This window comes from Streptococcus suis, from assembly GCF_002960445.1.
Taxonomy (GTDB): domain Bacteria; phylum Bacillota; class Bacilli; order Lactobacillales; family Streptococcaceae; genus Streptococcus; species Streptococcus hyiners.
Genome location: NZ_POJD01000195.1, coordinates 41495 through 67034, shown reverse-complemented (window position 1 = coordinate 67034; position 25540 = coordinate 41495). Strand labels below are relative to the sequence as shown.

At 42.8% G+C, this 25540-nt stretch carries 26 protein-coding genes; 23 read left to right on the top strand and 3 right to left on the bottom strand.

Annotation, left to right across the window (positions count from 1 at the left end):
* The first annotated feature begins 102 nt into the window (after window positions 1-102).
* From C1G53_RS08025 to sufB, 8 genes are all read left to right on the top strand, one after another.
* Window positions 103-939: an undecaprenyl-diphosphate phosphatase gene (locus tag C1G53_RS08025; RefSeq protein WP_105118305.1), complete on the top strand. Its 837-nt coding sequence runs from the start codon at window positions 103-105 to the stop codon at window positions 937-939.
* A gap of 125 nt (window positions 940-1064) precedes the next feature.
* Window positions 1065-1787, top strand: a complete 723-nt coding sequence (gene mecA, locus C1G53_RS08020; protein ID WP_105107770.1) for an adaptor protein MecA — start codon at window positions 1065-1067, stop codon at window positions 1785-1787.
* Window positions 1784-2971, top strand: a complete 1188-nt coding sequence (locus C1G53_RS08015; protein ID WP_105107769.1) for a glycosyltransferase family 4 protein — start codon at window positions 1784-1786, stop codon at window positions 2969-2971. Before mecA ends, C1G53_RS08015 begins: the two co-directional genes overlap by 4 nt.
* 79 nt (window positions 2972-3050) lie before the next feature.
* Entirely contained in the window at window positions 3051-3824 is a 774-nt protein-coding gene (gene sufC, locus C1G53_RS08010) for a Fe-S cluster assembly ATPase SufC (RefSeq protein ID WP_024376584.1), read from the top strand.
* 16 nt (window positions 3825-3840) lie between these two features.
* Window positions 3841-5103, top strand: coding sequence for a Fe-S cluster assembly protein SufD (gene sufD, locus C1G53_RS08005; RefSeq protein WP_105118304.1), 1263 nt, complete (start codon window positions 3841-3843; stop codon window positions 5101-5103).
* A gap of 3 nt (window positions 5104-5106) precedes the next feature.
* Window positions 5107-6330, top strand: coding sequence for a cysteine desulfurase (locus C1G53_RS08000; protein WP_105118303.1), 1224 nt, complete (start codon window positions 5107-5109; stop codon window positions 6328-6330).
* On the top strand, window positions 6317-6757 hold the full coding sequence (gene sufU, locus C1G53_RS07995) for a Fe-S cluster assembly sulfur transfer protein SufU (RefSeq protein ID WP_105118302.1): 441 nt from the start codon (window positions 6317-6319) through the stop codon (window positions 6755-6757). The genes C1G53_RS08000 and sufU overlap by 14 nt, the downstream gene beginning before the upstream one ends.
* Before the next feature lie 135 nt (window positions 6758-6892).
* On the top strand, window positions 6893-8308 hold the full coding sequence (sufB, locus tag C1G53_RS07990) for a Fe-S cluster assembly protein SufB (protein ID WP_105118322.1): 1416 nt from the start codon (window positions 6893-6895) through the stop codon (window positions 8306-8308).
* Window positions 8309-9022: 714 nt separating this feature from the next.
* Here the strand turns inward: sufB and pbp3 are convergent.
* A complete protein-coding gene (gene pbp3, locus C1G53_RS07985) occupies window positions 9023-10264 on the bottom strand; it encodes a D-alanyl-D-alanine carboxypeptidase PBP3 (protein ID WP_105118301.1) in 1242 nt (413 codons plus the stop codon).
* A 211-nt stretch (window positions 10265-10475) separates the two neighbouring features.
* Between pbp3 and C1G53_RS07980 the strand changes: the two genes are divergently transcribed.
* The 10 genes from C1G53_RS07980 to C1G53_RS07935 all read left to right on the top strand — a co-directional run bounded on the left by C1G53_RS07980 (window position 10476) and on the right by C1G53_RS07935 (window position 20763).
* A complete protein-coding gene (locus C1G53_RS07980) occupies window positions 10476-12266 on the top strand; it encodes an oligopeptide ABC transporter substrate-binding protein (protein WP_105118300.1) in 1791 nt (596 codons plus the stop codon).
* Window positions 12267-12489: 223 nt separating this feature from the next.
* Window positions 12490-13488 (top strand): ABC transporter ATP-binding protein, encoded by a 999-nt coding sequence (locus C1G53_RS07975; protein WP_105118299.1) that lies wholly within the window; start codon window positions 12490-12492, stop codon window positions 13486-13488.
* A 3-nt stretch (window positions 13489-13491) separates the two neighbouring features.
* On the top strand, window positions 13492-14433 hold the full coding sequence (locus C1G53_RS07970) for an ATP-binding cassette domain-containing protein (RefSeq protein ID WP_105118298.1): 942 nt from the start codon (window positions 13492-13494) through the stop codon (window positions 14431-14433).
* Window position 14434: 1 nt separating this feature from the next.
* Window positions 14435-15391, top strand: a complete 957-nt coding sequence (gene opp4B / locus C1G53_RS07965) for an oligopeptide ABC transporter permease (RefSeq protein WP_105118297.1) — start codon at window positions 14435-14437, stop codon at window positions 15389-15391.
* Between the two features lie 13 nt (window positions 15392-15404).
* Window positions 15405-16307: an ABC transporter permease gene (locus tag C1G53_RS07960; protein ID WP_105118296.1), complete on the top strand. Its 903-nt coding sequence runs from the start codon at window positions 15405-15407 to the stop codon at window positions 16305-16307.
* Between the two features lie 124 nt (window positions 16308-16431).
* A complete protein-coding gene (locus tag C1G53_RS07955; RefSeq protein ID WP_002939192.1) occupies window positions 16432-16797 on the top strand; it encodes an Asp23/Gls24 family envelope stress response protein in 366 nt (121 codons plus the stop codon).
* Between the two features lie 2 nt (window positions 16798-16799).
* The gene (locus C1G53_RS07950) at window positions 16800-18464 is read left to right on the top strand and encodes a DAK2 domain-containing protein (RefSeq protein ID WP_105118295.1); all 1665 of its coding nucleotides are present in this window, start codon (window positions 16800-16802) and stop codon (window positions 18462-18464) included.
* A 100-nt stretch (window positions 18465-18564) separates the two neighbouring features.
* Window positions 18565-19005: a tRNA (adenosine(37)-N6)-threonylcarbamoyltransferase complex ATPase subunit type 1 TsaE gene (gene tsaE, locus C1G53_RS07945; protein ID WP_105118321.1), complete on the top strand. Its 441-nt coding sequence runs from the start codon at window positions 18565-18567 to the stop codon at window positions 19003-19005.
* The gene (locus C1G53_RS07940) at window positions 18998-19522 is read left to right on the top strand and encodes a GNAT family N-acetyltransferase (protein WP_105118294.1); all 525 of its coding nucleotides are present in this window, start codon (window positions 18998-19000) and stop codon (window positions 19520-19522) included. Before tsaE ends, C1G53_RS07940 begins: the two co-directional genes overlap by 8 nt.
* A complete protein-coding gene (locus C1G53_RS07935; RefSeq protein ID WP_105118293.1) occupies window positions 19522-20763 on the top strand; it encodes an LCP family protein in 1242 nt (413 codons plus the stop codon). The genes C1G53_RS07940 and C1G53_RS07935 overlap by 1 nt, the downstream gene beginning before the upstream one ends.
* A 37-nt stretch (window positions 20764-20800) precedes the next feature.
* Here the strand turns inward: C1G53_RS07935 and C1G53_RS07930 are convergent, their stop codons facing one another.
* Entirely contained in the window at window positions 20801-21100 is a 300-nt protein-coding gene (locus C1G53_RS07930; protein WP_105118292.1) for a chemotaxis protein, read from the bottom strand.
* A 1-nt stretch (window position 21101) separates the two neighbouring features.
* Window positions 21102-21515: an HIT family protein gene (locus C1G53_RS07925; RefSeq protein WP_105118291.1), complete on the bottom strand. Its 414-nt coding sequence runs from the start codon at window positions 21513-21515 to the stop codon at window positions 21102-21104.
* Window positions 21516-21576: 61 nt separating this feature from the next.
* Here C1G53_RS07925 and C1G53_RS07920 point away from each other — a divergent pair, with 61 nt between their 5' ends.
* From C1G53_RS07920 to rimP, 5 genes are all read left to right on the top strand, one after another.
* The gene (locus C1G53_RS07920; protein WP_105118290.1) at window positions 21577-22311 is read left to right on the top strand and encodes an ABC transporter ATP-binding protein; all 735 of its coding nucleotides are present in this window, start codon (window positions 21577-21579) and stop codon (window positions 22309-22311) included.
* Entirely contained in the window at window positions 22308-23345 is a 1038-nt protein-coding gene (locus tag C1G53_RS07915; RefSeq protein ID WP_105118289.1) for an ABC transporter permease, read from the top strand. The genes C1G53_RS07920 and C1G53_RS07915 overlap by 4 nt, the downstream gene beginning before the upstream one ends.
* 53 nt (window positions 23346-23398) lie before the next feature.
* Entirely contained in the window at window positions 23399-24193 is a 795-nt protein-coding gene (gene ccrZ / locus C1G53_RS07910) for a cell cycle regulator CcrZ (protein WP_105118288.1), read from the top strand.
* Window positions 24190-24825 carry a tRNA (guanosine(46)-N7)-methyltransferase TrmB gene (gene trmB / locus C1G53_RS07905; RefSeq protein WP_105118287.1) on the top strand — a complete coding sequence of 212 codons (636 nt, stop codon included), beginning with the start codon at window positions 24190-24192 and terminating at the stop codon, window positions 24823-24825. The genes ccrZ and trmB overlap by 4 nt, the downstream gene beginning before the upstream one ends.
* A gap of 214 nt (window positions 24826-25039) precedes the next feature.
* Window positions 25040-25510: a ribosome maturation factor RimP gene (rimP, locus tag C1G53_RS07900; RefSeq protein ID WP_105118286.1), complete on the top strand. Its 471-nt coding sequence runs from the start codon at window positions 25040-25042 to the stop codon at window positions 25508-25510.
* Window positions 25511-25540 lie beyond the last annotated feature (30 nt).

The following is a 25540-nucleotide window of genomic DNA, read 5'->3' as shown; positions in this document are numbered from 1 at the left end:
TTCCATTTTATTAAAAATTCTGACAAATTTCAATCTCCTTGTACCATGAAAGGAAGTTTTTTTTATGGTATAATAATAAGACTTGATATAAAGGAGTGTAGTATGTTACTCGAATTATTAAAAGCTGTTTTTTTAGGGATTGTTGAAGGGGTGACAGAGTGGTTGCCTGTTTCTTCAACAGGGCATTTGATTTTGGTTCAAGAGTTTATGAAGCTCAACCAAAGTGCTAGTTTTGTAGAAATGTTCAATATCGTCATCCAGTTGGGAGCCATCCTTGCTGTTATGACCATCTATTTCAAAAAATTAAACCCCTTCCAGCCGGGTAAGACCAAGCGTGAGATTCAGTTGACCTGGCAATTGTGGGCAAAGGTTGTCATAGCCTGCCTGCCTTCTATTCTAATAGCTGTTCCATTGGATAGTTGGTTTGAAGCGCATTTTAACTTTATGGTCCCTATTGCCATTGCCTTGATTGTCTATGGTATTGCATTCATCTGGATCGAAAATCGTAATCGGGATCTAGAGCCACAGGTGACAGATTTGGCTAAAATGTCTTATAAGACAGCTCTCTTGATTGGTTGCTTCCAGGTCTTGAGCATTGTTCCGGGCACTAGTCGTTCTGGAGCAACTATCCTTGGAGCGATCATTTTGGGTACAAGTCGAACGGTTGCTGCTGACTTTACCTTCTTCTTGGGAATTCCGACCATGTTTGGTTACAGTGGTCTGAAAGCTGTTAAATATTTCTTGGACGGAAATAGCCTAAATCTTGAGCAAGTTCTCATTCTCTTGGTTGCTAGTTTGACTGCTTATCTTGTTTCCTTAGTTGTTATACGCTTCTTGACCGACTTTGTGAAGAAAAATGATTTTACAGTTTTTGGATATTACCGTATTATCTTGGGAGTAATTTTGCTAGTCTATTCTTTTATCACATTCTTATTTTAAGAGCAGGGCAACCTGCTTTTCTTTTGTCTTTCAAGCAGTCATTTAGTATAATGGAAAGAGATATGTATGAGAATTGAAAATGAATGCTATATTTTTCGGCACCTATTCATTAGTATGAGGTAAGTATGAAAGTAAAACAAATTAGTGATTCGACCTTGAAAATCACTATAAAAATGGATGATTTAGAAGAAAGAGGGATGGAGCTGGCTGACTTCCTCATTCCTCAAGAAAAGACAGAAGAATTTTTCTATACCGTCTTGGACGAATTAGAATTGCCTTTAACCTTCCGAGAAAGTGGGATGTTAAGTTTTCGTGTCACTCCTAAACCAGATCGGGTGGATATTTTTGTAACCAAGTCTGACTTAGATCAGAATTTGAATTTTGATGAGTTTTCTGACTTGTCGGATTTTGGTGATATTTCCAGCATGAGTCCGGATGAATTTTTCAAGAATTTGGAGCAGACTGCTCGAGAGCGAAGCAGTAAGGATATGGATGCTGTTCGTCATTTGGAAGAAGTTGAAAAAGCTGAAGAAGCTGAGGAGAGCGAGTCAGAAGGCTACATCTACTATATCCTTGATTTTCCTAACATGGATGAACTGATGGCTTTTGTAGGAACAGTAGATTACCCTATCGAAGAGTCAGAGCTCTATAAGATGGACGGTCATTACTATATGACTGTCTTGATCAATATCGAGGAACGTTCTAAGCGTTACCCTGACTATCTTCTGGCGCGTATGTTGGAATTTGCCAATGATACTAAGTTGACTAGACCTGTCTTACAGGAACATGGGGTGACCCTCTTGCCAGTTGCAGCCCTAGAGGAACTTAGGAAGGTTTCCTTGCTATGATGCCTTTTGCTTTAAAATATATAATGGTCATCATTTCGACCATGGTTGTAGCAGCGATAGCAACTCCTTTGGTGCGTTTTCTATCCTTCAAGGTTGGAGCAGTGGATAATCCAAACGCGCGTAGAATCAACAAGGTGCCCATGCCATCGGCTGGAGGCTTAGCTATCTTCATAGCTTTTTCCTTGGCTGCCTTGGTCTTTTTGCCGAGAATTGTCACCCACATCAATTATCATGGAACCTACCTGCATTATATTTTGCCCTTGATTGTATCCTCGCTTATTATCATCATTACAGGCTATATTGATGATGTGAAGGAGTTGGGTCCAGCTCCAAAGATGTTTGGAATTGTTCTTGCAGCAACCCTGATCTGGTTTTTTACGGAATTCCACTTTGATAGCTTCAAGATCCCATTCGGTGGGCCCTTGCTCATTTTTCCAAGCTGGCTATCCTTCTTTTTAACTGTCTTGTGGATTGTGGCAATTACTAATGCCGTTAATTTGATCGATGGTCTAGATGGTTTGGTGTCAGGGGTGTCTATCATTTCCTTGACGACCATGGGAATTGTTTCCTACTTTTTCTTACATGATAGCAATATCTTTTTGACCCTGACTATTTTTATTTTAGTGGCCGCTATTATAGGCTTTCTACCTTATAATTATAATCCAGCTATTATTTATCTAGGTGATACCGGAGCTCTCTTTATTGGTTTCATGATTGGAGTTTTGTCACTCCAAGGATTGAAAAATTCTACAGCTGTTGCGGTAGTTACCCCCATGATTATCTTGGGGGTTCCAATTACAGATACGGTTGTAGCCATCATCCGTCGAAAATTGTCTGGAAAAAAAATTTCAGAGGCGGATAAGATGCATTTACACCATCGTTTGCTATCTCTAGGCTTGACCCATCGTGGTACAGTTTTAGTTATCTATGCCATTTCCTTCCTATTTTCTTTAACCTCGCTCTTGCTCAATGTTTCCAGTCGTCTAGGCGGTGTTCTCTTGGTTCTAACCATGGGTCTGGGTGTAGAGGTCTTATGTGAGTTGATAGGTATTTTTGGTGAAAATCGCATGCCCTTGCTTAATTTCCTTCGTTTCATTGGCAACAGTAGTTATCGTCAGGAACGCATAGCGGATTGTAAGGAAAAGCGCTGTCTTCGTAAACAGCAGACCAAGAAAAGAAAATAAGAATCTTTCTAAACAAGAAGAGAGCCCTTAGGCTCTTTTTTTGATATAATGAGAAAGATAATAAATAAAGGAGTATACGATGTCAGTATTAGAAATCAAAGACCTTCATGTTGAAATCGAAGGTAAGGAAATCCTCAAAGGTGTCAATTTGACCCTCAAAACAGGTGAAATTGCAGCCATCATGGGACCGAACGGAACAGGCAAGTCCACCCTTTCCGCAGCTATCATGGGTAATCCAAGCTACGAAGTAACACAAGGGGAAGTTCTCTTTGACGGTGTTAATATTTTGGAGTTGGAAGTGGACGAGCGTGCTCGTATGGGACTTTTCTTGGCCATGCAATACCCGTCGGAAATTCCGGGAATCACCAATGCAGAGTTCCTCCGTGCTGCTATGAACGCTGGCAAGGAAGATGAAGACAAGATTTCTGTCCGCGATTTCATCACCAAGTTGGATGAAAAGATGGAACTCCTCAACATGAAAGAGGAAATGGCAGAGCGTTACCTCAACGAAGGTTTCTCAGGTGGTGAGAAAAAACGCAATGAAATTCTGCAGTTGCTCATGTTAGAGCCAACTTTCGCTCTTCTTGACGAGATTGACTCAGGTTTAGATATTGATGCCCTTAAAGTGGTATCAAAAGGTATCAATGCTATGCGTGGTGAAGGCTTCGGTGCCATGATTATCACTCACTACCAACGCTTGCTCAACTACATCACTCCTGATGTTGTCCATGTCATGATGGAAGGCCGTGTTGTTCTGTCAGGTGGACCAGAATTGGCGCAACGCTTGGAAAAAGAAGGCTATGTCCAAGTCGCAGCTGAGCTTGGCATCGACTACAAAGAAGATGACATTTAAGTCTTTGGAGGACCCTATGACCAAAGATAAAATTCAAGAATTTTCAGCCTTGCAGGCAGAACCAACTTGGTTGACAGACCTGCGTCTTAAGGCTTTTGACAAAATAGCAGAGCTGGACTTGCCGGTTATCGAGCGGGTCAAGTTTCACCGTTGGAATCTAGGTGATGGAAGCCTTGCTACAAATGATGAAATCGGAGCTGTTCCAGATTTTACAGCTATCGGTGACAATCCTATGTTGGTCCAGGTTGGCAGCCAAACGGTTCTAGAACAGTTGCCGGTTGACCTTGTAGAGAAAGGTGTGGTCTTTACGGACTTTGCTTCAGCTCTAGATGTCATTCCTGATGTCATTGAGAAATACCTCGGTGTAGCAGTTCCATTTGATGAACACAAATTGGCAGCCTGCAATACAGCCTATTTCAACGCAACCGCGGTTCTCTATGTTCCTGACAACGTTGAAATTGACCAGCCAGTTGAGGCACTTTTTTACCAAGATAGCACTAGCTCGATTGCCTTTAACAAACGTGTTCTCATCATTGCTGGGAAAAATGCCAAGTTTAATTACCTAGAACGCTTTGAAAGTTTGGGAGATGGAGCGGAAGCGACTTCGGCTAATATCATTGTGGAAGTCATTGCCCTTGCGGGTAGCCAAATCAAGTTTGCAGCCATTGACCGCCTTGGCAAGCACTTGGATACCTACCTTAACCGCCGTGGTTATCTTGGAAACGATGCCAGCATTGACTGGGCAATCGGTCTTCTTAACGAAGGAAATGTGATTGCCGATTTGGACAGCGAATTAAAAGGAAATGGTAGCCATGCCAACCTCAAGGTTGTTGGTCTTTCATCAGGCCGTCAGGTCCAAGGTGTGGATACGCGCGTGACCAACTACGGTCATAATTCTGTCGGTCACATTCTGCAACATGGGGTTATCCTTGAAAGTGGAACCCTGACCTTTAACGGTATCGGTCACATTGTCCGTGGTGCCAAGGGTGCAGATGCCCAGCAGGAAAGCCGTGTTCTCATGCTATCCGATAAGGCTCGCTCCGATGCCAACCCAATCCTCCTCATCGATGAGAACGAAGTTACAGCTGGTCACGCAGCCTCTATCGGACAGGTTGACCCAGAGGATATGTACTATCTCATGAGTCGTGGTTTGGACCGTGCAACAGCTGAACGATTGGTCATTCGTGGCTTCCTTGGTGCCGTCATCACAGAAATCCCTGTCAAGGAAGTCCGTGACGAGCTGATTGCCGTCATTGAAGAAAAACTAACAAAGAGATAAGATATGGATTTGGAACGCATTCGCAAGGATTTTCCAATCCTAGACCAAGTTGTTAACGATGAGCCGCTGGTCTATTTGGACAATGCGGCGACCACTCAAAAACCGCAGCAGGTGCTGGATGTGCTGGCAGATTATTACCAGAAGGACAATGCTAATGTCCACCGTGGCGTTCACATCCTTTCGGAACGGGCAACGGCTCGCTACGAGGCGGCTCGGCAGAAGGTAGCTGATTTTATCCAGGCCAAGTCTAGCAAGGAAATCCTCTTCACCAGAGGAACGACCACCGGTCTTAACTGGGTGGCTCAGTTTGCCAGAGAAATTCTCCAGCCAGACCAGGAAGTGATGATCTCGGTCCAAGAGCACCACTCCAATATCATCCCTTGGCAGCAAGCCTGTCAGCAAACAGGTGCTAAGCTCCGCTATGTCCCTCTAAAAGACGGCGAGCTGGATATGGACCACCTGCGATCGCTACTATCTTCCAAGACCAAGTTCGTCTCCCTGGCCCACGTGTCCAATGTCCTGGGCAGTGTGGCTCCTATCGGAGAAATAGCAGAGCTGGTGCATCAAGTCGGTGCCTACTTGGTGGTGGACGGAGCCCAGTCAGTTCCCCACATGGCCGTCAACGTGCAAGAATTAGACGTGGACTTCTATGCCTTTTCAGGCCATAAGATGTTGGGACCGACAGGAATTGGCGTTCTCTACGGCAAGGAAGAATTACTCAATCTCATGTCGCCAGTTGAATTCGGCGGTGAAATGATTGACTTTGTCTATGAGCAGTCAGCCACTTGGAAGGAATTGCCTTGGAAGTTTGAAGCAGGAACGCCCAATATTGCAGGTGCCATTGGGCTGGGAGCAGCCATTGATTACCTGACCGAAATTGGTATGGACGCTATCCAGGCCCACGAGGCAGAACTGGTTGACTATGTCTTTCCAAAATTGCAGGCTATTCCAGGCTTGACCATTTATGGCAGTCAGGATCTGTCCAAGCGGACGGGAGTTATTGCCTTTAACTTGGACGACTTGCATCCACACGATGTGGCAACTGCTCTGGACTATGAAGGTGTTGCTGTGCGGGCTGGTCACCATTGTGCCCAACCGCTTCTCAGGTATTTGCAGGTACCAGCCACCGTTCGAGCAAGTTTTTACATCTACAACACCAAGGCTGACTGTGACAAGTTGGTTGAGGCAATCATCAAGACAAAGGAGTTTTTCAATGGCCCTATCTAGATTAGATTCTCTTTATATGGCAGTTGTGTCTGAACACTCCAAGTCGCCTCGCCATCGTGGGAGCTTGGACGGAGTGGAAAAGTTAGAGCTCCACAACCCAACCTGTGGCGATGTGATTGAACTATCCGTCAAGTTTGAAAATGGGAAGATTTCCGACATTGCCTTTGATGGTGTTGGCTGTACCATTTCAACCGCCTCGGCTTCCATGATGACTGAAGCAGTCCTTGGCAAAGAAATCAAGCATATTGAAGAACTAGCAGAAATATTTTCGCAAATGGTACAAGGGCAAGAGGATGCACGTCAGAAGGAGTTAGGGGACGCCTCTCTCCTTGCAGGTGTCGCCAAATTTCCTCAACGAATCAAATGTGCCACATTACCGTGGAATGCCTTAAAGAAGACGATCGAACGAAATGAAAGTGCTGAATGAGCATGAACAAATAAATAAAAATGAAAATCATACAGAAAGGATTGTTCAGTTTCTGATTGGAATTGAACAGGCCCAGCAAGCTTTGAGGAAAGCGTAACAGCATTCTCATACTTTTTGGGCTTAGTATCTTATATTATGTCAGAAGAAAGAATTGAACCAACCCCGATTGATCTTGGGGAATACAAATTCGGTTTCCATGATGAAAATGTGGAACTGGTGGCTTCGACTGGTAAGGGCTTGAGCGAAGAAGTTATTCGTCAAATGTCCCGTATCAAAGGCGAGCCAGAATGGATGTTGGAATTCCGTTTGAAATCCTACGAAACCTTCAAGAAAATGCCGATGCAGACCTGGGGAGCCGACTTGTCTGAACTGGATTTTGATGATATTGTTTACTATCAAAAACCGTCGGATAAGCCAGCACGGAGCTGGGATGATGTACCGGAAAAAATCAAGGAAACATTTGAACGCATCGGTATTCCAGAAGCCGAGCGTGCCTACCTGGCAGGAGCCTCTGCCCAGTACGAATCAGAAGTGGTCTACCACAATATGAAGGAAGAGTACGACAAGCACGGCATTATCTTTACAGATACTGACACGGCCCTCAAGGAACATCCAGAACTCTTCAAAAAATACTTTGGAAAACTAGTTCCACCGTCAGACAATAAACTAGCCGCCCTCAACTCAGCGGTTTGGTCGGGTGGAACCTTCATCTACGTACCAAAAGGTGTTAAATTAGATATTCCACTCCAGACCTACTTCCGTATCAACAACGAAGGAACAGGGCAGTTCGAACGCACCCTCATCATCGTGGATGAAGGAGCAAGTGTTCACTACGTAGAAGGCTGTACGGCTCCGACTTACTCAACAGCTAGCCTCCACGCTGCTATTGTGGAAATCATTGCCCACGAAGGTGCCTATATGCGTTATACCACCATTCAAAACTGGTCTGACAACGTTTATAACTTGGTAACCAAGCGTGCCCGTGCTGAGAAAAATGCCACAGTTGAGTGGATTGACGGCAACCTTGGTGCTAAGACGACCATGAAATATCCAGCGGTTTACTTGGAAGGCGAAGGAGCTCGTGGAACCATGTTGTCCATTGCCTTTGCCAACAAGGGTCAGGTACAGGATACCGGTGCCAAGATGATCCACAACGCCCCACGCACTTCATCCTCTATCGTATCCAAATCCATTGCCCGTGGCGGTGGAGAAGTCAACTACCGTGGTCAAGTTACCTTTGCTAAAAACTCAGCCAAGTCTATCAGCCACATCGAGTGTGATACCATTATCATGGATGATATTTCCAAATCAGACACCATTCCATTTAATGAAATTCACAATTCACAAGTGGCGCTTGAACACGAAGCCAAAGTATCAAAAATCTCAGAAGAGCAACTTTACTACCTCATGAGCCGTGGCCTATCTGAATCCGAAGCCACAGAAATGATTGTCATGGGCTTTGTCGAACCATTCACAAAAGAACTCCCAATGGAATACGCAGTCGAACTCAACAGACTGATTGCCTATGAGATGGAGGGGAGCGTTGGCTAATTTGTGTAGCTCCACATAGCTAAGAAGCTATTTGGAGCACACAAATGCCAACGCTCGTTGGAAATAGAGAGCGACGGCAGTCGCTCTTCTTTGTAATCTTATAAAAATCCTATTCCTTCCACGCTCGTCGTTTTCTGTAAGAAAATGATATGTAGCTAGGAGTTCCGCAGGAACTCTCACCAACCGAGGTGGGAGATGAGGAGTAGCGAATGCTACTCTACATTGCAATGTCAACGCTAGTTGGAAATAGAGAGCGACGGCAGTCGCTCTTCTTTGTAATCTTATAAAAATCTTATTCCTTCCACGCTCGTCATTTTCTGTAAGAAAATGATATGTAGTGAGGAGTTCCGCAGGAACTCTCACCAACCGGGGTTGGTGATAAGGAGTAGCGAATGCTACTCTACATTGCAATGCCAACGCTCGTTGGAAATAGAGAGCGACGGCAGTCGCTCTTCTTTATAATCTTATAAACTTCCTATTCCTTCCACGCTCGTCGTTTTCTGTAAGAAAATGATATGTAGTGAGGAGTTCCGCAGGAGCTCTCACCAACCGAGGTGGGAGCTGAGGAGCGATGGCAGTCGCTCTACTATGTAAATTTAGCAAACTAGTCTGGGAGATTAGATTACCTCACTGATGTTGCTCCCTGCAGGAACTTTACAAGCCTATAACATAAAAATACTATGCCGAGTGCTTATCTGGCATAGTATTTTTGTATTATAATTTCTCGTTCACATATCGAACGAAGTTATTCCACCATGAAACTGGCCAAGGAGCTTTTTTCATATCATTTGGGAGGACCATTTCTACACTGGCTTGCTCTCCAATATAACCTTTCCCAATCAAGTCTTGGTCTTTTAATTGTAGTTTTCCAACAACGCTACCAGCAGTCAAGGGTGCATCGATTTCATTTGTAGTAGGGATAAAGTTTGCAGACGCAGTCAATTCTGTCTGATTGCGCTGAACGATGTATAGGTCTGCAGCAGCAACGACGGGACTGGTTTCCTTTTCTCCGTTAAAGACCTTAATTTTACTATTGTTGTAGGCTTTTCCTTTTTCGGCAATTGCAACCCGTGAAAAATTGGCATAGACATAGTTCATCAAATCATTGGTTGCAACAAAACGATTATCAGGCATAGCCAAACCGTCCGTGGCATTGAGGACTACTGTAATGATACGCATACCAGCTTGTTGGGTTGTGGCCAAGAAACCTGAACCAGCAGAGTTTGAGGTCCCTGTTTTCAACCCATCCACTCCCCCACGAGCATGGGTTCCGTCACTCAGCATTTGGTTGGTGCTATAGTAGGTATAGCCACCAAAGTCATAGGCGTTGAGTGAGGTAATCTCTAGGACTTGCGGATAGTCAAGAATGAGCCGACGTGCAATAGTAGCCATATCGAGTGCTGAAAAGTGATTGGCATCTTCAGGACTGGAACCAGGATAGATATTACCTCCTAAATCAGCATTATCCAATCCAGAAACGTTAACGATTTTAGCATCTGTAATGCCCCATTCCTGAACTTTTGCCTTCATTCGATCTACAAAAGCGGCTTCGCTACCCGCTATTTTTTCAGCCAGAGCAATGATGGCGCTGTTGGATGAAGTGATGAGAGAGGCATTCAATAGATCACGGACAGAATAAGTGCGCTCATCCAAATTCACGTTACTGAGTTCGATATTGGCAGTCAAGCTATAGGAGTAGTCTGAAATGTCCACCATGGTATCCAAGTTGATTTCGCCTTTTTCCAAGGCTTCGTAGACCATGTAGACACTTAAGAGCTTACTGATGGAGGCGACACTGGCTTTGGTTTCAGCATCTTGTTGAAAAAGGATTTTTCCTGAATCAACCTCAACCGCGATAGCATGTTTAGCTGCTACCGAGAAATCGTCCGCTAGGACAGCGGGGCCTCCGATAAGAAAACTAAAGGTTGCCAATAATAGAAGTATTAACTTACGCATAAACATTCCTTTATCTGATATTTCTTCCATTATATCACATGGATTGTAAGAAAAATAAGGAAAAAACATGAAAAATAATAGAAAATAATGAAAATTTATGTTTTTACAAAATTTTCTGACAAAAAGACTTTATTTAAGAAAATTTTATGATATAATAAATTTCATAAGACATACAATTATGTGTCAAACAAAAAGAAAACAGAGGTGTTTTATGAAAAAGACAACAAAACTCTTTGCACTTGCAGGTGTAACTCTTCTTTCTGCATCTGTACTTGCTGCTTGTGGTTCTAAATCATCAAGCTCAACAGAACAAAACTTGTCATTCCCGTCAGAAGTGAAACAAGACGGAACTGCTGTGGCTGATGCACAGTTGAAATACGCTTGGGTGTCGCCAACAACTTCATCAGGTCTTTTGATTGATGAATTGACTGAGAATACAACAGACTCAACTTTTGGTGGAATGGTCGATATCTCAATGTTCGGTTATGATGGAAATCGTAAATTAGACGATTCAGGTCTTGCTAAGGCTGAATTTGATATCGAAAACAAAAAAATCACTGTTAGTTTGACAGGTAAAGACTACAAGTGGTCTGATGGTCAGCCATTCACAATCAATGATTACATCTTCACAATCAAGTCATTGGCAAGCAAAGACTACACAGGTGTGCGTTTTGATGATAAATTCTTGAACATCGTTGGTATGGAAGAATTTGTGGCTGGAACAGCATCTGATATTTCTGGTATCAAGAAAGTTGACGACTACACAGTAGAATTGACTGTGAAAGAAATGTCACCTTCTATGATGTATGCTGGTGGTGATGTACCTGCCTATATCCAGCCAGAACACATCTATAAAGATATTCCTGTGGCTGATTGGGAAAAGAGCGAGTACTCACGTACTGCTAAACTTGTAGGTATGGGTCCATGGAAGATTAAAGAAATCGTTAACGGTGAGTCTATCACTTACGTTCCAAACGAACACTTCTTCAAGGGAACAACTCCAAAAACAAGCTCATTGAAGATCGATATCGTATCACCTGATACTATCGTTTCTGAGATGAAAGCTGGTAACTACGATATCGCAGATATGCCGGTTGACCAATTGGACTCATACAAAGACTTGTCTAACTTGAACATCGTTGGTTCACTTAACTCATCTTACGAATACATCTCATTTAACTTTGGTAAATATGACGAGGCTGCTGAGAAGAACGTCATGAACGAAAACGCTAAGATGAACGATGTGAAACTTCGTCAAGCGATTGCCTATGCAATTGATACCAAGACAGCTGGTGAGAAATTGTACAACGGTTTGTACCACCCAGCAAAATCATTGATTATCTCATTCTTTGGCGATCTTCACGATTCTGAATTGGCAGGCTACACATACGATCCAGAAAAAGCTAAGAAACTCTTGGATGAAGCTGGCTACAAGGATACAAACGGTGACGGCATTCGTGAAGGTAAAGACGGTAAAGAATTCAAAATCACTTTCGCAGCTCGTAAACGTACAGAAGCCAACGAAGCACTCGTACAACAATACATTGCTTGGTGGAAAGAAGTTGGCTTGAATGTTGAATTGTACACTGGCCGTACTGTTGAAGTAAATACTTTCTACGATGCAATTCAAGCAAATGACCCTGCAATTGATATGTATGCTGGTGGATGGTCAACAGGTTACGATCCAAATCCTAACGGACTTTGGGGAGAACTTGCTCCATTCAACATGTCACGTTTCGTATCTGAAGAAAACACTAAATTGTTGGAGGCAATCGGCTCAGTAGAATCATTTGATGAGAAGAAAAACCTTGAAAGCTACAAGGCATGGCAAAAGTATGCTGCTGAACAAGCATTTGCTATCCCAACATTTGAATCTGAAGAAATTACAGCACTTAACAAACGTGTGAAGAACTACGATTCTAACTACGGTTCAGCTTCAGGCAAAGGTATTGCGCTTGAAAATATCGAATTGACAGCTGACAAAGGTGTAGCAGCAGAATAATCCTATTTCATCCAAATAGTATCTGAAAAAGCCAACCTGGTTGGCTTTTTTCAGATGGCTATTGGAATTTTCAGATAATTATGGTATAGTAGAACCAGTACACAAAAAAAGAGTAATTTACTTTTTAATATATGAATTGGTTAGTCAAAGACTGGATGATGTTGATATTATAGAGTTCGAAATGATTGAGCTTGATTAGCCGATAGACAAAGGAGGACGAAGCGTGGCTACTGAAAAACCGCTTTTAGATATTAAAGATTTACACGTCGGATTCCGTATTGCTGATGATTATTTTGATGCTGTTGATGGCGTTGATATTTCATTGCAGAAGAATGAGATTCTTGCAATCGTTGGAGAATCAGGATGTGGTAAATCTACTTTGGCAACGACCATTATGGGCTTGCACAATCCATTAAACACAAAAATAACAGGAAGTATCCAGTACAATGATATGGAGTTGATTGGGATGGATGAAGCTAAGTACAATACTGTACGCGGAAATGACATTGGGATGATTTTTCAAGATCCCTTGGCTTCCCTCAACCCCTTGATGACCATTGGAGCGCAGATTGATGAAGCCCTCTTCTATCACACGGACTTGGATGCGACTGCTCGTACGGAGCGTGTTTTGGAGTTGTTGGCTCAAGTAGGTATTCCGAACCCGAAGCGTACCTTCAAGCAGTATCCACATGAACTTTCAGGTGGTATGCGCCAGCGTATTATTATCGCTATGGCCCTTTCTTGTAAGCCACCAATCATTATTGCCGATGAGCCTACAACAGCCTTGGATGTGACCATTCAGGCACAGATTTTGGACCTCTTGAATGATATTCAGGCGGAAACGGGTTCTGGTATTATTTTGATTACCCACGACTTGGGTGTAGTGGCAGAAACGGCTGATCGTGTAGCCGTTATGTATGGTGGTCAGTTTGTTGAGGTGGCTCCTGTTGAGGAACTCTTTACCAATCCAAAACATCCATATACACGTTCGCTCTTGAAGTCAAATCCGCAATCAGGTGGCGAAGGTGGGGATCTTCACGTTATCGAAGGTATCGTACCACCGATTACCAAAATGTTGCGTCAAGGTTGCCGTTTTGCACCACGTATTCCTTGGATTGAAGCAAGTGCTCACGAGGAAAATCCAGGTATGCATGAAGTAGGACCAAACCACTTTGTTCGTTGTACTTGTCACGAAACATTCTATTTTGAAGAGGAGGCCTAAATAGTGGGATTTATTGAAGTAAAAGATTTAAAAGTCCATTATCCAATTCGAAGTGGCTTCTTTAACCGTGTCACAGACCATGTTTATGCCGTGGATGGTGTCAATCTCGAGTTTGAAGAGGGAAAAACCTATGGTTTGGTAGGCGAGTCAGGTTCTGGTAAGTCAACAATTGGTAAGGCAATTATTGGTTTGGAGCGGGCTACATCTGGTCAAATCATCTATGAGGGTCAGGATGTGACCAACAAATCACGCAGTAAAAAAGGTAACTTTAATCGTGATGTCCAAATGATTTTCCAAGATTCGCTTTCTAGTTTCAACCCTAAAAAACGTATTTTAGACATTATTGCTGAGCCTATTCGTAACTTTGACCGTCTTTCTCCAGATGAGGAGAAGAAAAAAGTCCTTCAACTCTTGGATACCATCGGTCTCAACGAAGAAGCCTTGATCAAGTATCCACATGAATTTTCAGGTGGTCAGCGTCAACGTATCGGCGTTGCCCGTGCCCTAGCAAGTAATCCGCGTCTGATTATTGCTGATGAGCCTGTTTCTGCCTTGGACTTGTCTGTTCAAGCTCAGGTTTTGAACTATATGAAACGTATCCAAGATGAGTTTAAACTCAGCTACCTCTTTATTTCTCATGATCTTGGTGTTGTGCAACATATGTGTGACGAATTGTTTATCATGTACCGTGGTCGCTTCGTAGAAACGGGTAACAAGCAGGACATCTATAACAATCCACAGCATATCTATACCAAACGTCTTTTGTCAGCTATTCCATCGATTGATCCAGTTAATCGTTTGAAGAACAAGGAAAAACGCTTGGTTGCTGAAAAAGAGTATCAAGAAAAACAAGGTCAATACTATGATGAAAAGGGTCGAGTTTACGATTTACAAACCTTCTCAGCAACTCATCAGGTAGCCCTTCCAAAAGGAGGTCAGAACTAAGATGTGGAAAACAGTTTTACGTCGTTTGCTCATGATGATTCCTCAAATTATCATTTTGAGTGTCATCGCTTTCTTCGTGGCTAAGATGATGCCAGGGGATCCTTTTACGGGTATGATTGATCCCAATATCGACCCAGCCATTATCGAACAAAAACGGATTGCAGCAGGGTACTATGACCCAATTCATATTCAATACTTCCGCTGGGTTGGTAATCTCTTGCAGGGTGATTTTGGTCAGAGTTTCCTCTTTAAGCAACCTGTTTTGGATGTTATCATGCAACGCTTGAACAACACTATTTGGTTGTCGCTCTTGACCATGATTTTGACCTATGCTATTGCCCTTCCTTTGGGGATGATTGCTGGTCGCTACCAAAACTCTCTAGCTGATAAGGTGATTGGGGTTTACAACTTCCTGACCTTCTCAACACCAACCTTCGTTTTTGCCATTCTTATGTTGTGGTTGTTTGGTTTTAGCTTGGGCTGGTTCCCAACTCGTGGTTCAATCGGGGGTGGCGTTGAAGGTTTTGCAGCAGTACTCAGCCGTCTTCATCATATGATTTTACCGGCGATTACCATGGCTATCTTATCTACAACAGTAACCATCCAGTACCTCCGTACAGGGATTATCGATGCTAAGAGCCAAGATTATGTCCGTACGGCGCGTGCTAAGGGTGTTCCTGAGCGTGTGGTTTACAACCGTCATATCTTCCGTAACTCTATTCTGCCAATCGCATCATTCTTGGGTTATGAATTGACTGGTTTGATCGGCGGTTCTATCTTTATCGAGAATATTTTTACCTATCCAGGTATCGGTCAATTGTTCTATAATTCCATTTCTAGTCGTGATTATAGTGTTATCTTGGCCCTCTTGTTGATATTTGGTATGGGAACTCTCTTGGGAACCTTGATTTCAGATATTATCATGAGTATTGTAGATCCACGTATCCGTGTGAAATAGAAGGAGGAGTAAGGTGAGTAAAGAAAATAAAAAACAAGTACAATCAGCTTCAACTCCTCCAGGTGGTTTTCGCGTCATCGCGCGTGAGTTCTTGAAGGATAGATTAGCTTTAGCTTCCTTGGTCATTTTGGTGACAGTTCTTTTGACTGTTTTCATCGGTGCCCTGGTCTTGGATCAAGAGCAAGTGATGAAAGTCAATCTTTTGGGACGTTACTTGGAACCTGGAGTTGATGGTTATATCTTGGGAACGGATGAAGGTGGTAAAGATATCTTTGGTCAGTTGATTATTGGTGCTCGAAACTCCATTGTTATCGGTTTTACTATTACCATTATTACAAGTATTGTTGGTATCTCGGTCGGATTGATTTCAGGCTACTATGGAGGTCGTTTGGATGGTTTCTTGATGCGGATTGTGGACTTCATTATGATTCTACCTGTTACGATGCTCATTATCGTTTTCGTAACGGTTATCAAAAACTATACCATTTATCACTTTATCCTAATCATGAGTGCCTTCTATTGGACAGCTAAGGCCCGTCTTTTCCGTACGCGAACCTTGTCTGAGGCTAGCTTGGATTATGTCAATGCGTCGAAAACACTTGGAACAAGTGACTTTATGATCATGTTCCGTGAGATTTTGCCTAACTTGAGTTCTTTGATTATTGTCAACTTGACCCTCAACTTTGCAGGGAATATTGGTATCGAAACATCATTGACTTATCTAGGCTTCGGTCTTCCGTCGACAGTTCCAAGTTTGGGTACCTTGATTTCAAATGCCCGTAATGCAGATATCTTAGAGAACAAGACTTGGATTTGGTTGCCAGCAGCTATCTTTATCCTTGTTATGATGCTTTGTATCAACTATGTCGGTCAAGCCTTCCAACGTGCTGCCGATGCAAAACAACGTTTGGGTTAACAAACACATAAGGGTTCCTTCGGGAACTCTTTTTCTCTTCCTTTCAGCTGTCACAAGCTTGTCTTTTACAGAATACAGAAAATGTGGTAAAATGGAGTGATAAAACTATTTGAGGTAAGGAATTATGACTGTAAAAATCAATACAAAAGACGGCCAGATTGAATTAACTGATGACGTGATTGCCACAGTTGTCGGTGGTGCTACGACTGAGATTTTCGGTGTTGTTGGTATGGCTAGTAAGTCTGCGATTAAGGATAATTTTCAGGCCCTTTTACGCAAGGAAAATTACTCCAAAGGTGTTGTCATTAAGACCTTGGAAGATGGTCGCATTGCAGTCGATGTTTACACTGTTATGAGTTACGGTGTGAAAATCAGTGAAGTATCTCGCAATATCCAAGAACGTGTGAAATTCAACTTGGAAAATCAATTGGGTATCTCTGTTGATGCCGTTAATGTTTTTATCCAAAATATTAAAGTCGTAGGAGAATAATTGTGTCTAAAATTACAACAAGTTTATTTCAAGAAATGGTGCAGGCAGCATCTACTCGTCTGAATAAACAAGCCGAATATGTAAACTCATTAAACGTCTTTCCTGTTCCAGATGGCGACACGGGAACCAACATGGGCATGACCATCACCAATGGTGCCAAAGAAGTGGCAGACAAGCCTGCAAATACGGTTGGTGAAGTCGCTCAAATCTTGTCAAAAGGTTTACTTATGGGTGCTCGCGGAAACTCTGGTGTTATTACGTCACAATTGTTCCGTGGTTTCGGTCAGTCTGTTAAAGGCAAGGTTGAATTGGACGGTAAAGACTTGGCGCAGGCCTTCCAACATGGTGTAGAAGTGGCCTATAAGGCTGTAATGAAACCAGTTGAAGGTACCATTTTGACGGTTTCTCGTGGGGCAGCTACAGCAGCTCTTAAAAAAGCAGAAGAAACTGATGATGCGGTAGAAGTTATGCGCGCAACCCTTGAAGGTGCCAACCGTGCCCTCAAGAAAACACCTGAAATGTTGCCAGTCTTGAAAGAGGTTGGAGTTGTCGATTCAGGTGGTCAAGGTCTGGTTTATATCTACGAAGGCTTCTTGTCAGCATTGACAGGTGAGTACATTGCTTCTGAGGATTTTGAAGCAACTCCAGCTGTTATGACAGAAATGATCAATGCAGAGCATCACAAGTCTGTAGCTGGCCATGTAGCGACAGAAGACATTACCTTCGGTTACTGTACAGAAATCATGGTAGCTCTTCGCCAAGGACCTACTTATGTCAAGGACTTTGATTATGAAGAATTCCGTAACTACCTCAACGACCTTGGTGATTCTCTCCTAGTTGTCAACGATGATGAAATTGTTAAAGTCCATGTCCATACTGAAGATCCGGGCTTGGTCATGCAGGCAGGTCTTCAATATGGTAGCTTGGTCAAGGTAAAAGTGGACAACATGCGTGAACAACATGAAGCGCAAGTTGAAAAAGAAGAAGCCTACCAAAAACCAGCTGAACAAAAAGAATATGGCATTGTTGCTGTTGCGGCAGGTGAGGGATTGACAGAAATCTTCAAATCACAAGGGGTTGACTATGTGATTTCAGGTGGTCAGACCATGAACCCATCAACAGAAGACTTTGTCAATGCTATTGAATTGGTCAACGCCCGTAATGTCATCTTGCTTCCAAACAACAAGAACATCTTGATGGCGGCTCAGACTGCAGCAGAAGTTGCTGAAGTGGCGGTTAAGGTTGTAGAAACCAAGACTCTACCACAAGGCTTCACTAGCTTGCTTGCCTTTGATCCAAGTCGTGATTTGGAAAGCAACTTTGAAGCGATGACGGCATCTCTCGCAGAGGTGAAAAGTGGTAGTGTGACAACTGCAGTTCGCGATACAACCATTGATGGTCTTGAAATTCATGAGAATGACAACCTTGGTATGGTTGATGGCAAGATTGTAGTGTCCAATCCAGATATGATGGAAACACTTGTTGCTACATTTGAGAAAATGCTGGATGAAGATAGCGAAATCGTAACGATCTATATCGGTGAAGATGGTGATGAAGAATTGGCGCAGACACTTGCTGAACAGCTAGAAGAACAATTTGAAGATATCGAGGTCGAAATCCATCAAGGAAACCAACCAGTTTATCCATATCTTTTCAGTGTAGAATAAACAAAATCGCAGGCCTAGGCTTGCGATTTTTTCTGTAGATTTGTCTACAATTTCCAGTAGACCTATGACAAAGCCGAATGGCTATGGTATAATAACAAGTATGTATAGTCAAAATGAAAATGAATTGATTGCAATCGGTGAGCGAATTGGTAGGGCTTGTAAGGCCAATCAAGTGCTAGTCCTGTCGGGCGATTTAGGTGCAGGAAAGACCACTTTGACCAAGGGTTTGGCTAAGGGTTTGGATATTGACCAGATGATTAAAAGTCCGACTTATACCATTGTCCGTGAGTATGAAGGTCGAATGCCTCTCTACCATCTAGATGTCTATCGGATTGGTGACGATCCGGATTCTATTGATTTAGATGATTTTCTCTATGGTGGTGGTGTGACGGTTATCGAATGGGGAGAATTGTTGGATGCAAGCCTATTAGATGACTATTTGCTCGTTCGTATCGAGAAGGAAGAAGACGGTCGTCGTCTGACTTTTAAGGCTCATGGGGCTAAAAGTCAAGTATTGGCTGAGGAAATACAGAATGACTGAAAAAGAAGTATATTTTAGCGAGGCTGAGCCAGCTGATGCGGTGGCCTTTATTGATTTTATGAACCAAGTGGCTAGCGAAACGGATTATCTGGTCATGGATGAATCAGGCTTTCGGTTTAGTCCTGAAGAGATGGAAAGGATTTTTGAAGCTGGCATTGAAAATCCTGGTGAACTGTGTTTGCTGGCGAAAGTAGGAACGGAAGTTATAGGGGCTATTTCTGTCAAATCATCCAAACAATTTCGGATCAGCCATATCGGGAATATTTTCATTGCGATAAAAAAAGATTACTGGGGACATGGCTTGGGGACCATTTTACTGGATGAGGTCATCGAGTGGGCTCAGGAAATAGACCTCCTCAAGCGTCTGGAATTAACTGTTCAGGTGCGCAATCAAGCGGCAGTCCACCTCTATCAGAAGATGGGCTTTGTGATTGAAGGGACCCAGGTGAGAGGGGCTAGAACAGATGAAGGGGAATGGCTTGACCTCTATTACATGGGCAGGCTAATTGGTGAATGATGACAATTGGAAAAAAAATAGTCTTAATGTCGTTGGCGATTATAGTTCTGACACTTGGAGCTGGATTTGCCTATGGGATTAGTTTATTAAACTTTTCGACAGATGCGATTTCAAAAACCTTTAGGCAGTTAGATGGTGAAGAGGAAATTACGCCTATCGATGCAACGGAGCCTCTTACCATTCTTTTGATGGGGGTGGATATGGACCAGGCTACTCGTGGTGGCGTTTGGGAGGAAGGTCGAAGTGACTCCATGATTTTGGTGACGGTCAATCCCAAAACTAAGGAAACCACGATGATGAGTTTGACGCGTGATATCATGGTGGAGATTGCTGAAGCCAATGGAGAATCAACAGGAACGGTAGAAAAACTTAACCACTCCTATAGCTACGGGCAGGCTCCTATGGCTATTGCTACCATTGAAAAAATGATGGACATCAACATTGATCGTTACATTGAAATCAATATGGATGGTCTAGTCGAGCTAGTTGATGCAGTAGGTGGGATTGAAGTCAATAATACACTAGGTTTCCCGATTTCCATTTCAGAGTATGAACCAGCCTATACGGCAATTGTTCCAACAGGTAAACGTTTGGTAAATGGTGATCAGGCTCTTGTATATGCACGGATGCGTTACGACGATCCAGAAGGAGATATTGGTCGTCAACGCCGTCAGCGTGAGGTCATTACAGCTATTGTGAAGAAACTTCTACAACTAGATGGCTTTACCCAGTATAAGAAAATTTTAACAGCTATTTCCAACAACATGCGGACGGATATTGAAATCAGTACGGCAACGATACCAGAACTTTTAGGATACAAGGACTCAATTAGGAATTTACATTCCTACCAATTGAGAGGAATTGATGAGCTTGTTGATGAAATCTATTACCAGCTACCTCCTACCCAGCATTTGCTAGAGATGCAAAATATCTTGAAGACTTCTATTGGTTTAGAAGCAAAGACGGATCTCCTAACAAATGTTAAGGTTTATGAGGGGCAGATGGGCTTGTCTAGTCCAATCAACGTCTATAATGCTTATACAGATTTACTAGAACTTGAGGCCAGTCCTTGGGCGGAAGTGATTGATTTGGAGACGATGACGGGGACGGTCGCTACTGATGCAAGTGACTTACAAGTCAGTGAAGAGCAGTTTGATTCTGTTGTAGTTGAGACTACAGAAACAGAAATATCTGGAACAACCGAGGTTGGAACAGAAATACAAACAGAAGAAGGACAATAAAAAATGAGGTTGGATTTCCAATCTCATTTTCTTTGGCCTATTTTTCGTCTTCTTTTTTATATTTTGCCATTACTTTTTGGATTTCTTCTAGATTTCCTGTAATACTTTGCTGATAGACACGGCTTTTGTACTGTAAATCATTTGCTAGACTTTCTAGTGGCTCTTTGAAATTTTGGATGATGGCAAGTTGTTCCTGGATATTGGCTTTGCTTGTTTCCATATCAGTCATAATTTGCTTGGTATCCTTGACTTCTTTGGCAATTTTTTCTCGGTTGGATATGGCCAGATAGGTAGCACTAGCAGCAGATAGGGCTAAGAGGAGGTTGCGAAGTTTCATCTTATTCTCCTAGATAGACTTCTTGAGCCAAATTGGCTAGGGCAGGAAAATCAGGTTCATTGACCTTAAATTGAATATCCAGACCATCGTTCTGGTCAAAGCGAGGCAGGAGGTGGATATGGGTGTGAAAAACGGTTTGTCCAGCTGCTTCTTCATTGTTGTTGACAATATTTAAACCGCTAGCGCCCAATTTTTCCTTCAAGTGACGGGCAATAGCTGGAACGGCAGTAAAGAGTTGTCCAGCTGCCTCGGCGTCCATATCTAAGACATTACGATAGTGTTTTTTTGGAATGACTAGGGTATGTCCCTTGGTGACCTGAGTAATGTCTAAAAAGGCAAGAACTTGGTCATCTTCATAGACCTTGGAAGCTGGGATTTCTCCAGCTATAATTTTACAAAAGATACAATCTGACATAATACGCCCTCTTTCTAGGATTTCTGTTATAATAATTATATCAAATTATAGGAATAAATGTATGTTAGAAGTTAAAAATGTCACAGGGGGCTATGTCAATATCCCTGTCTTGAAAGATGTTACCTTCACGGTTGAAAATGGTCAATTGGTTGGCTTGATTGGTCTAAATGGTGCTGGGAAATCAACGACTATCAAGGAAATCATCGGCCTCTTGACGCCTTATCAGGGGCAAATTTTGATTGATGGCCAAGGGCTAGCTCAGGCTCCTGAAATTTATCGGAAGAAGATTGGCTTTATCCCTGAAACACCTAGTTTATACGAGGAGTTGACGCTAAAAGAGCACTTGGAAGTGGTGGCAATGGCTTACGATTTGCCATGGGAAGCTGCTTGGGAGAGAGCAGAGAGATTGCTGAAAATCTTTCGTTTGGAAGAAAAGTTAGACTGGTATCCGGTTAATTTCTCTAAGGGCATGAAGCAAAAGGTCATGATTATCTGTGCCTTCCTGGTAGAGCCGAGCTTGTTAATCGTTGATGAGCCATTTTTAGGTTTGGACCCAGTTGCCATTGCAGATTTGATTGCTCTCTTGGAAGAGGAAAAGGCAAAGGGGACTTCTATCCTTATGTCCACTCACGTTTTGGACTCGGCTGAAAAGATGTGTGATTCCTTTGTGATTTTGCATCAAGGACAGGTGAGGGCGACAGGGAATTTGGCGGACTTGCAGACTCAATTTGGTATGGAAGGTGCTAGTCTGAATGATATTTACCTGGCCTTGACCCAAGAAGGAGCAGTTGGATGAAAGCATTGTTCCAAAAACGCAGACGAGATTTTCTAGAACGGTGTTCCAAGTATCTGCGCTATGTCTTGAATGATCATTTTGTCTTGGTGCTCATGGTTTTTCTGGGATTTTTGAGTTTGCAGTATCGACAACTCTTGATAGCTTTTCCCAAAAATTCCTGGCCGATTACTTTAATTGTCCTTGCTGTCAGTTTCTTGATTTTGTTTTCAGGTAGAATGGCGACTTATTTGGAGGAAGCTGACCAGATTTTCCTATTAACTAGGGAGAAGGAAGTCTTGGAAGAATTTGAAGCTGCAAGCCGTCGTTCATTCGTGCTTTGGTCTGGATTGCAGGTCTTGCTCCAGCTTCTGCTCTTACCCATTTATCTGAAGCTGGGTTTGGAAATCTGGATGGTGGTTGTTTATATAGTGGTCTTGCTTGTTGCCAAGTATTTTCTAGTAAAATACCAGCTAGCAACCTACCAGCAACAAGGTATTTTGAACTGGTCAACAGCCATTCAGGATGAGCAGAAGAGAAAGCAAACTATCCTGCGCTTCTTTGCTCTCTTTACGACCGTTAAAGGAATTAGTGCGACCGTCAAGCCAAGAAGGTATTTGGATGGCATCTTGCGTTTGCTTCATTCTCGCCAAACCTGGTTCTATCTCTACTTGAGGGCATTTTTACGGGCTGGAGATTATTTTGGTCTCAGCTTGCGCCTGTTCTTGCTAATCCTTCTGTCCTTGATAGCCATTGACGAGGCATGGCTCTCTATTGGTCTGGTATTGGTCTTTCATTATCTGCTCCTCTTTCAACTTTTGGGGCTCTACAAGCACTATGATTACCAGTATTTGACCCAACTCTATCCCTTGGACAAAAAAGGTAAAATAAGAGATTTTCAGCGCCTGCTTCGGGTCATTTTATACGGGCTCTTGCTAGTGGAAATACTGGTCGCTCTGCTATTTGTCCAAGAAAAAATCTGGATAGGTATGCTAGCCTTGATAGGACTTTTCCTGCATGAAATCTATTTGCCTGCAAAATTGAAAAAAATTGATTGACTAAATAGCTGAAAATTAGTAAAATAGTAAAGAATTTTTAAAGGAGGTAAGGCATGCAGTTTGATACCAGTGGGCTACAGTTACAGTCTATTGCAGGAAATAGTGGCAAAGCGTTTAAGGGCCTACGGTCAGACGGAACGCAAGTCTTTGTAAAATATGAAATGCCTCCCATTGTGTCCGCACTAGCTCGTGAGCAGATTACACCACCTGTTTTGTCTGCAAATCGGGAGGTAGGTATGGGGCACCGTGTGGAGCAGGAGTGGCTCAACGGTCGTACCTTGGAACGCCATGATATGACCAGCAAGCAGGTTCGACAAATTTTAGTGCGGATGCACTTTTCACGGATTTTGCTTAACCAGGCCCTTCAAATGAATTATACTTATATGGAGCCGAAGGATTTGGTTCGTCGTTGGCAGGAAGAAGTGCCACCGATTTTGCTTCAAAATTCCTATTTGCAATCCGTGTGTCAGGATTTGTTGAACACTGTACCTAGATTTCGTCAGGAACTAGCTACCTTTGTGCATGGGGATTTGCACCATAGCAACTGGGTTGAAACAACTTCAGGTTTCATTTATCTGACGGATTGGGAAACGGCCTGTGTGACCGATCGTATGGTCGATGTGGCCTATATTTTGACCCACTACATTCCCCGTCAGGCTTGGGAAGAATGGCTACGTGATTACGGGTATAAGTATAATCAAACCGTTTTGAACAAGATTTATTGGTATGGTCAGTTGGCCTACCTCAATCAAATTGCCAAGCATGTTGAGAGTTACAATACCTTGGCGGCTAATAGAGAAATTTACGCTCTGCGTCAATTCCGCCAGAGTTTTTATAGGGAAGTATGAGAGTTAGAAATCGTAAGGGAGCCAGTGAGCTCCTAGCAAATAATCCCCAGTATGTTATCTCCAATCCAGAGGAGTGCAAGGGGAGATGGGCTGAAATTTTTGGAAATGATAACCCCATTCATATCGAGGTTGGGTCTGGTAAAGGTCGTTTTGTAACAGGAATGGCTGCACAAAATCCAGATATTAACTACATCGGTATTGATATTCAGATGACGGTTTTGAGTTATGCCTTGGACCGAGTTTTAGAAGCTGGTTTACCAAATATCAAACTCTTGCAGGTGGATGGTTCTAGTTTGACCAATTATTTTGCCCCTGCGGAGATTGATCAGCTCTATCTGAATTTTTCTGATCCATGGCCCAAGAAACGTCATGAGAAACGTCGCTTGACCTACAAGTCTTTCTTGGATACCTATAAGGAAATTCTGCCTGAAAATGGTGAAATTCATTTCAAGACGGATAACCGTGGTTTATTTGAATATAGTTTGGCTAGCTTTTCCCAATACGGCATGGTCTTGAAGCAGGTCTGGCTAGACCTACATGCAGATGGTTTGGAAGGCAATGTTATGACAGAGTATGAGGAAAAATTCTCAAACAAGGGTCAGGTTATCTATCGTGTGGAAGCGCGATTTTAATAAGATAAGCAAATAAGGAATCCAGGTGGGCTCCTTATTTTTGCTTGAAGTGATAGGTAACGTTTACAAGAACCTATTCTTATCGTTTTCCTTTACAGGTGCTAGAAATTGTGGTAGAATACAGGGAGAAATAAAGAGAAAAGGGGGTTGACGTCAGTCAACCCTTTCCCTGTATGCAGATTGTAGCAGGTTAGAATTGTAAAAGGAGGTGCCTATGTCATCAATTGTTGATTTAGTCACGGCTACCATTGCACCAGCTATCCAGGCTCCCTATGAGTTGGTAGATGTGGAATATGGCAAAATGGGTGGTGACTATGTCCTGTCTATTTTCATTGATAAAGAAGGGGGGATTTCCCTTCAAGATACGGCAGATTTGTCAGAAGTCATTAGTCCGCTTTTGGATACCATTCAGCCGGATCCTTTCCCAGAGCAGTATATGCTGGAAGTGACCAGTCCAGGTTTGGAACGTCCCTTGAGGACGGCTGAAGCTGTTGCCCAGGCTGTTGGGAAGTACATCCATGTCAAGCTCTATCAGGCTATTGACAAGGTTAAGGTTTTTGAAGGAACTCTTCTGTCTTTCGATGGTACAGACTTGGTCATGGAGTACATGGACAAGACCCGTAAAAAAGAAGTGACCATTCCATATTCGACAGTAGCTAAGGCACGTTTGGCCGTTAAAATTTAAGTGTAAGAAAGGACCTTTTGACATCAAAAG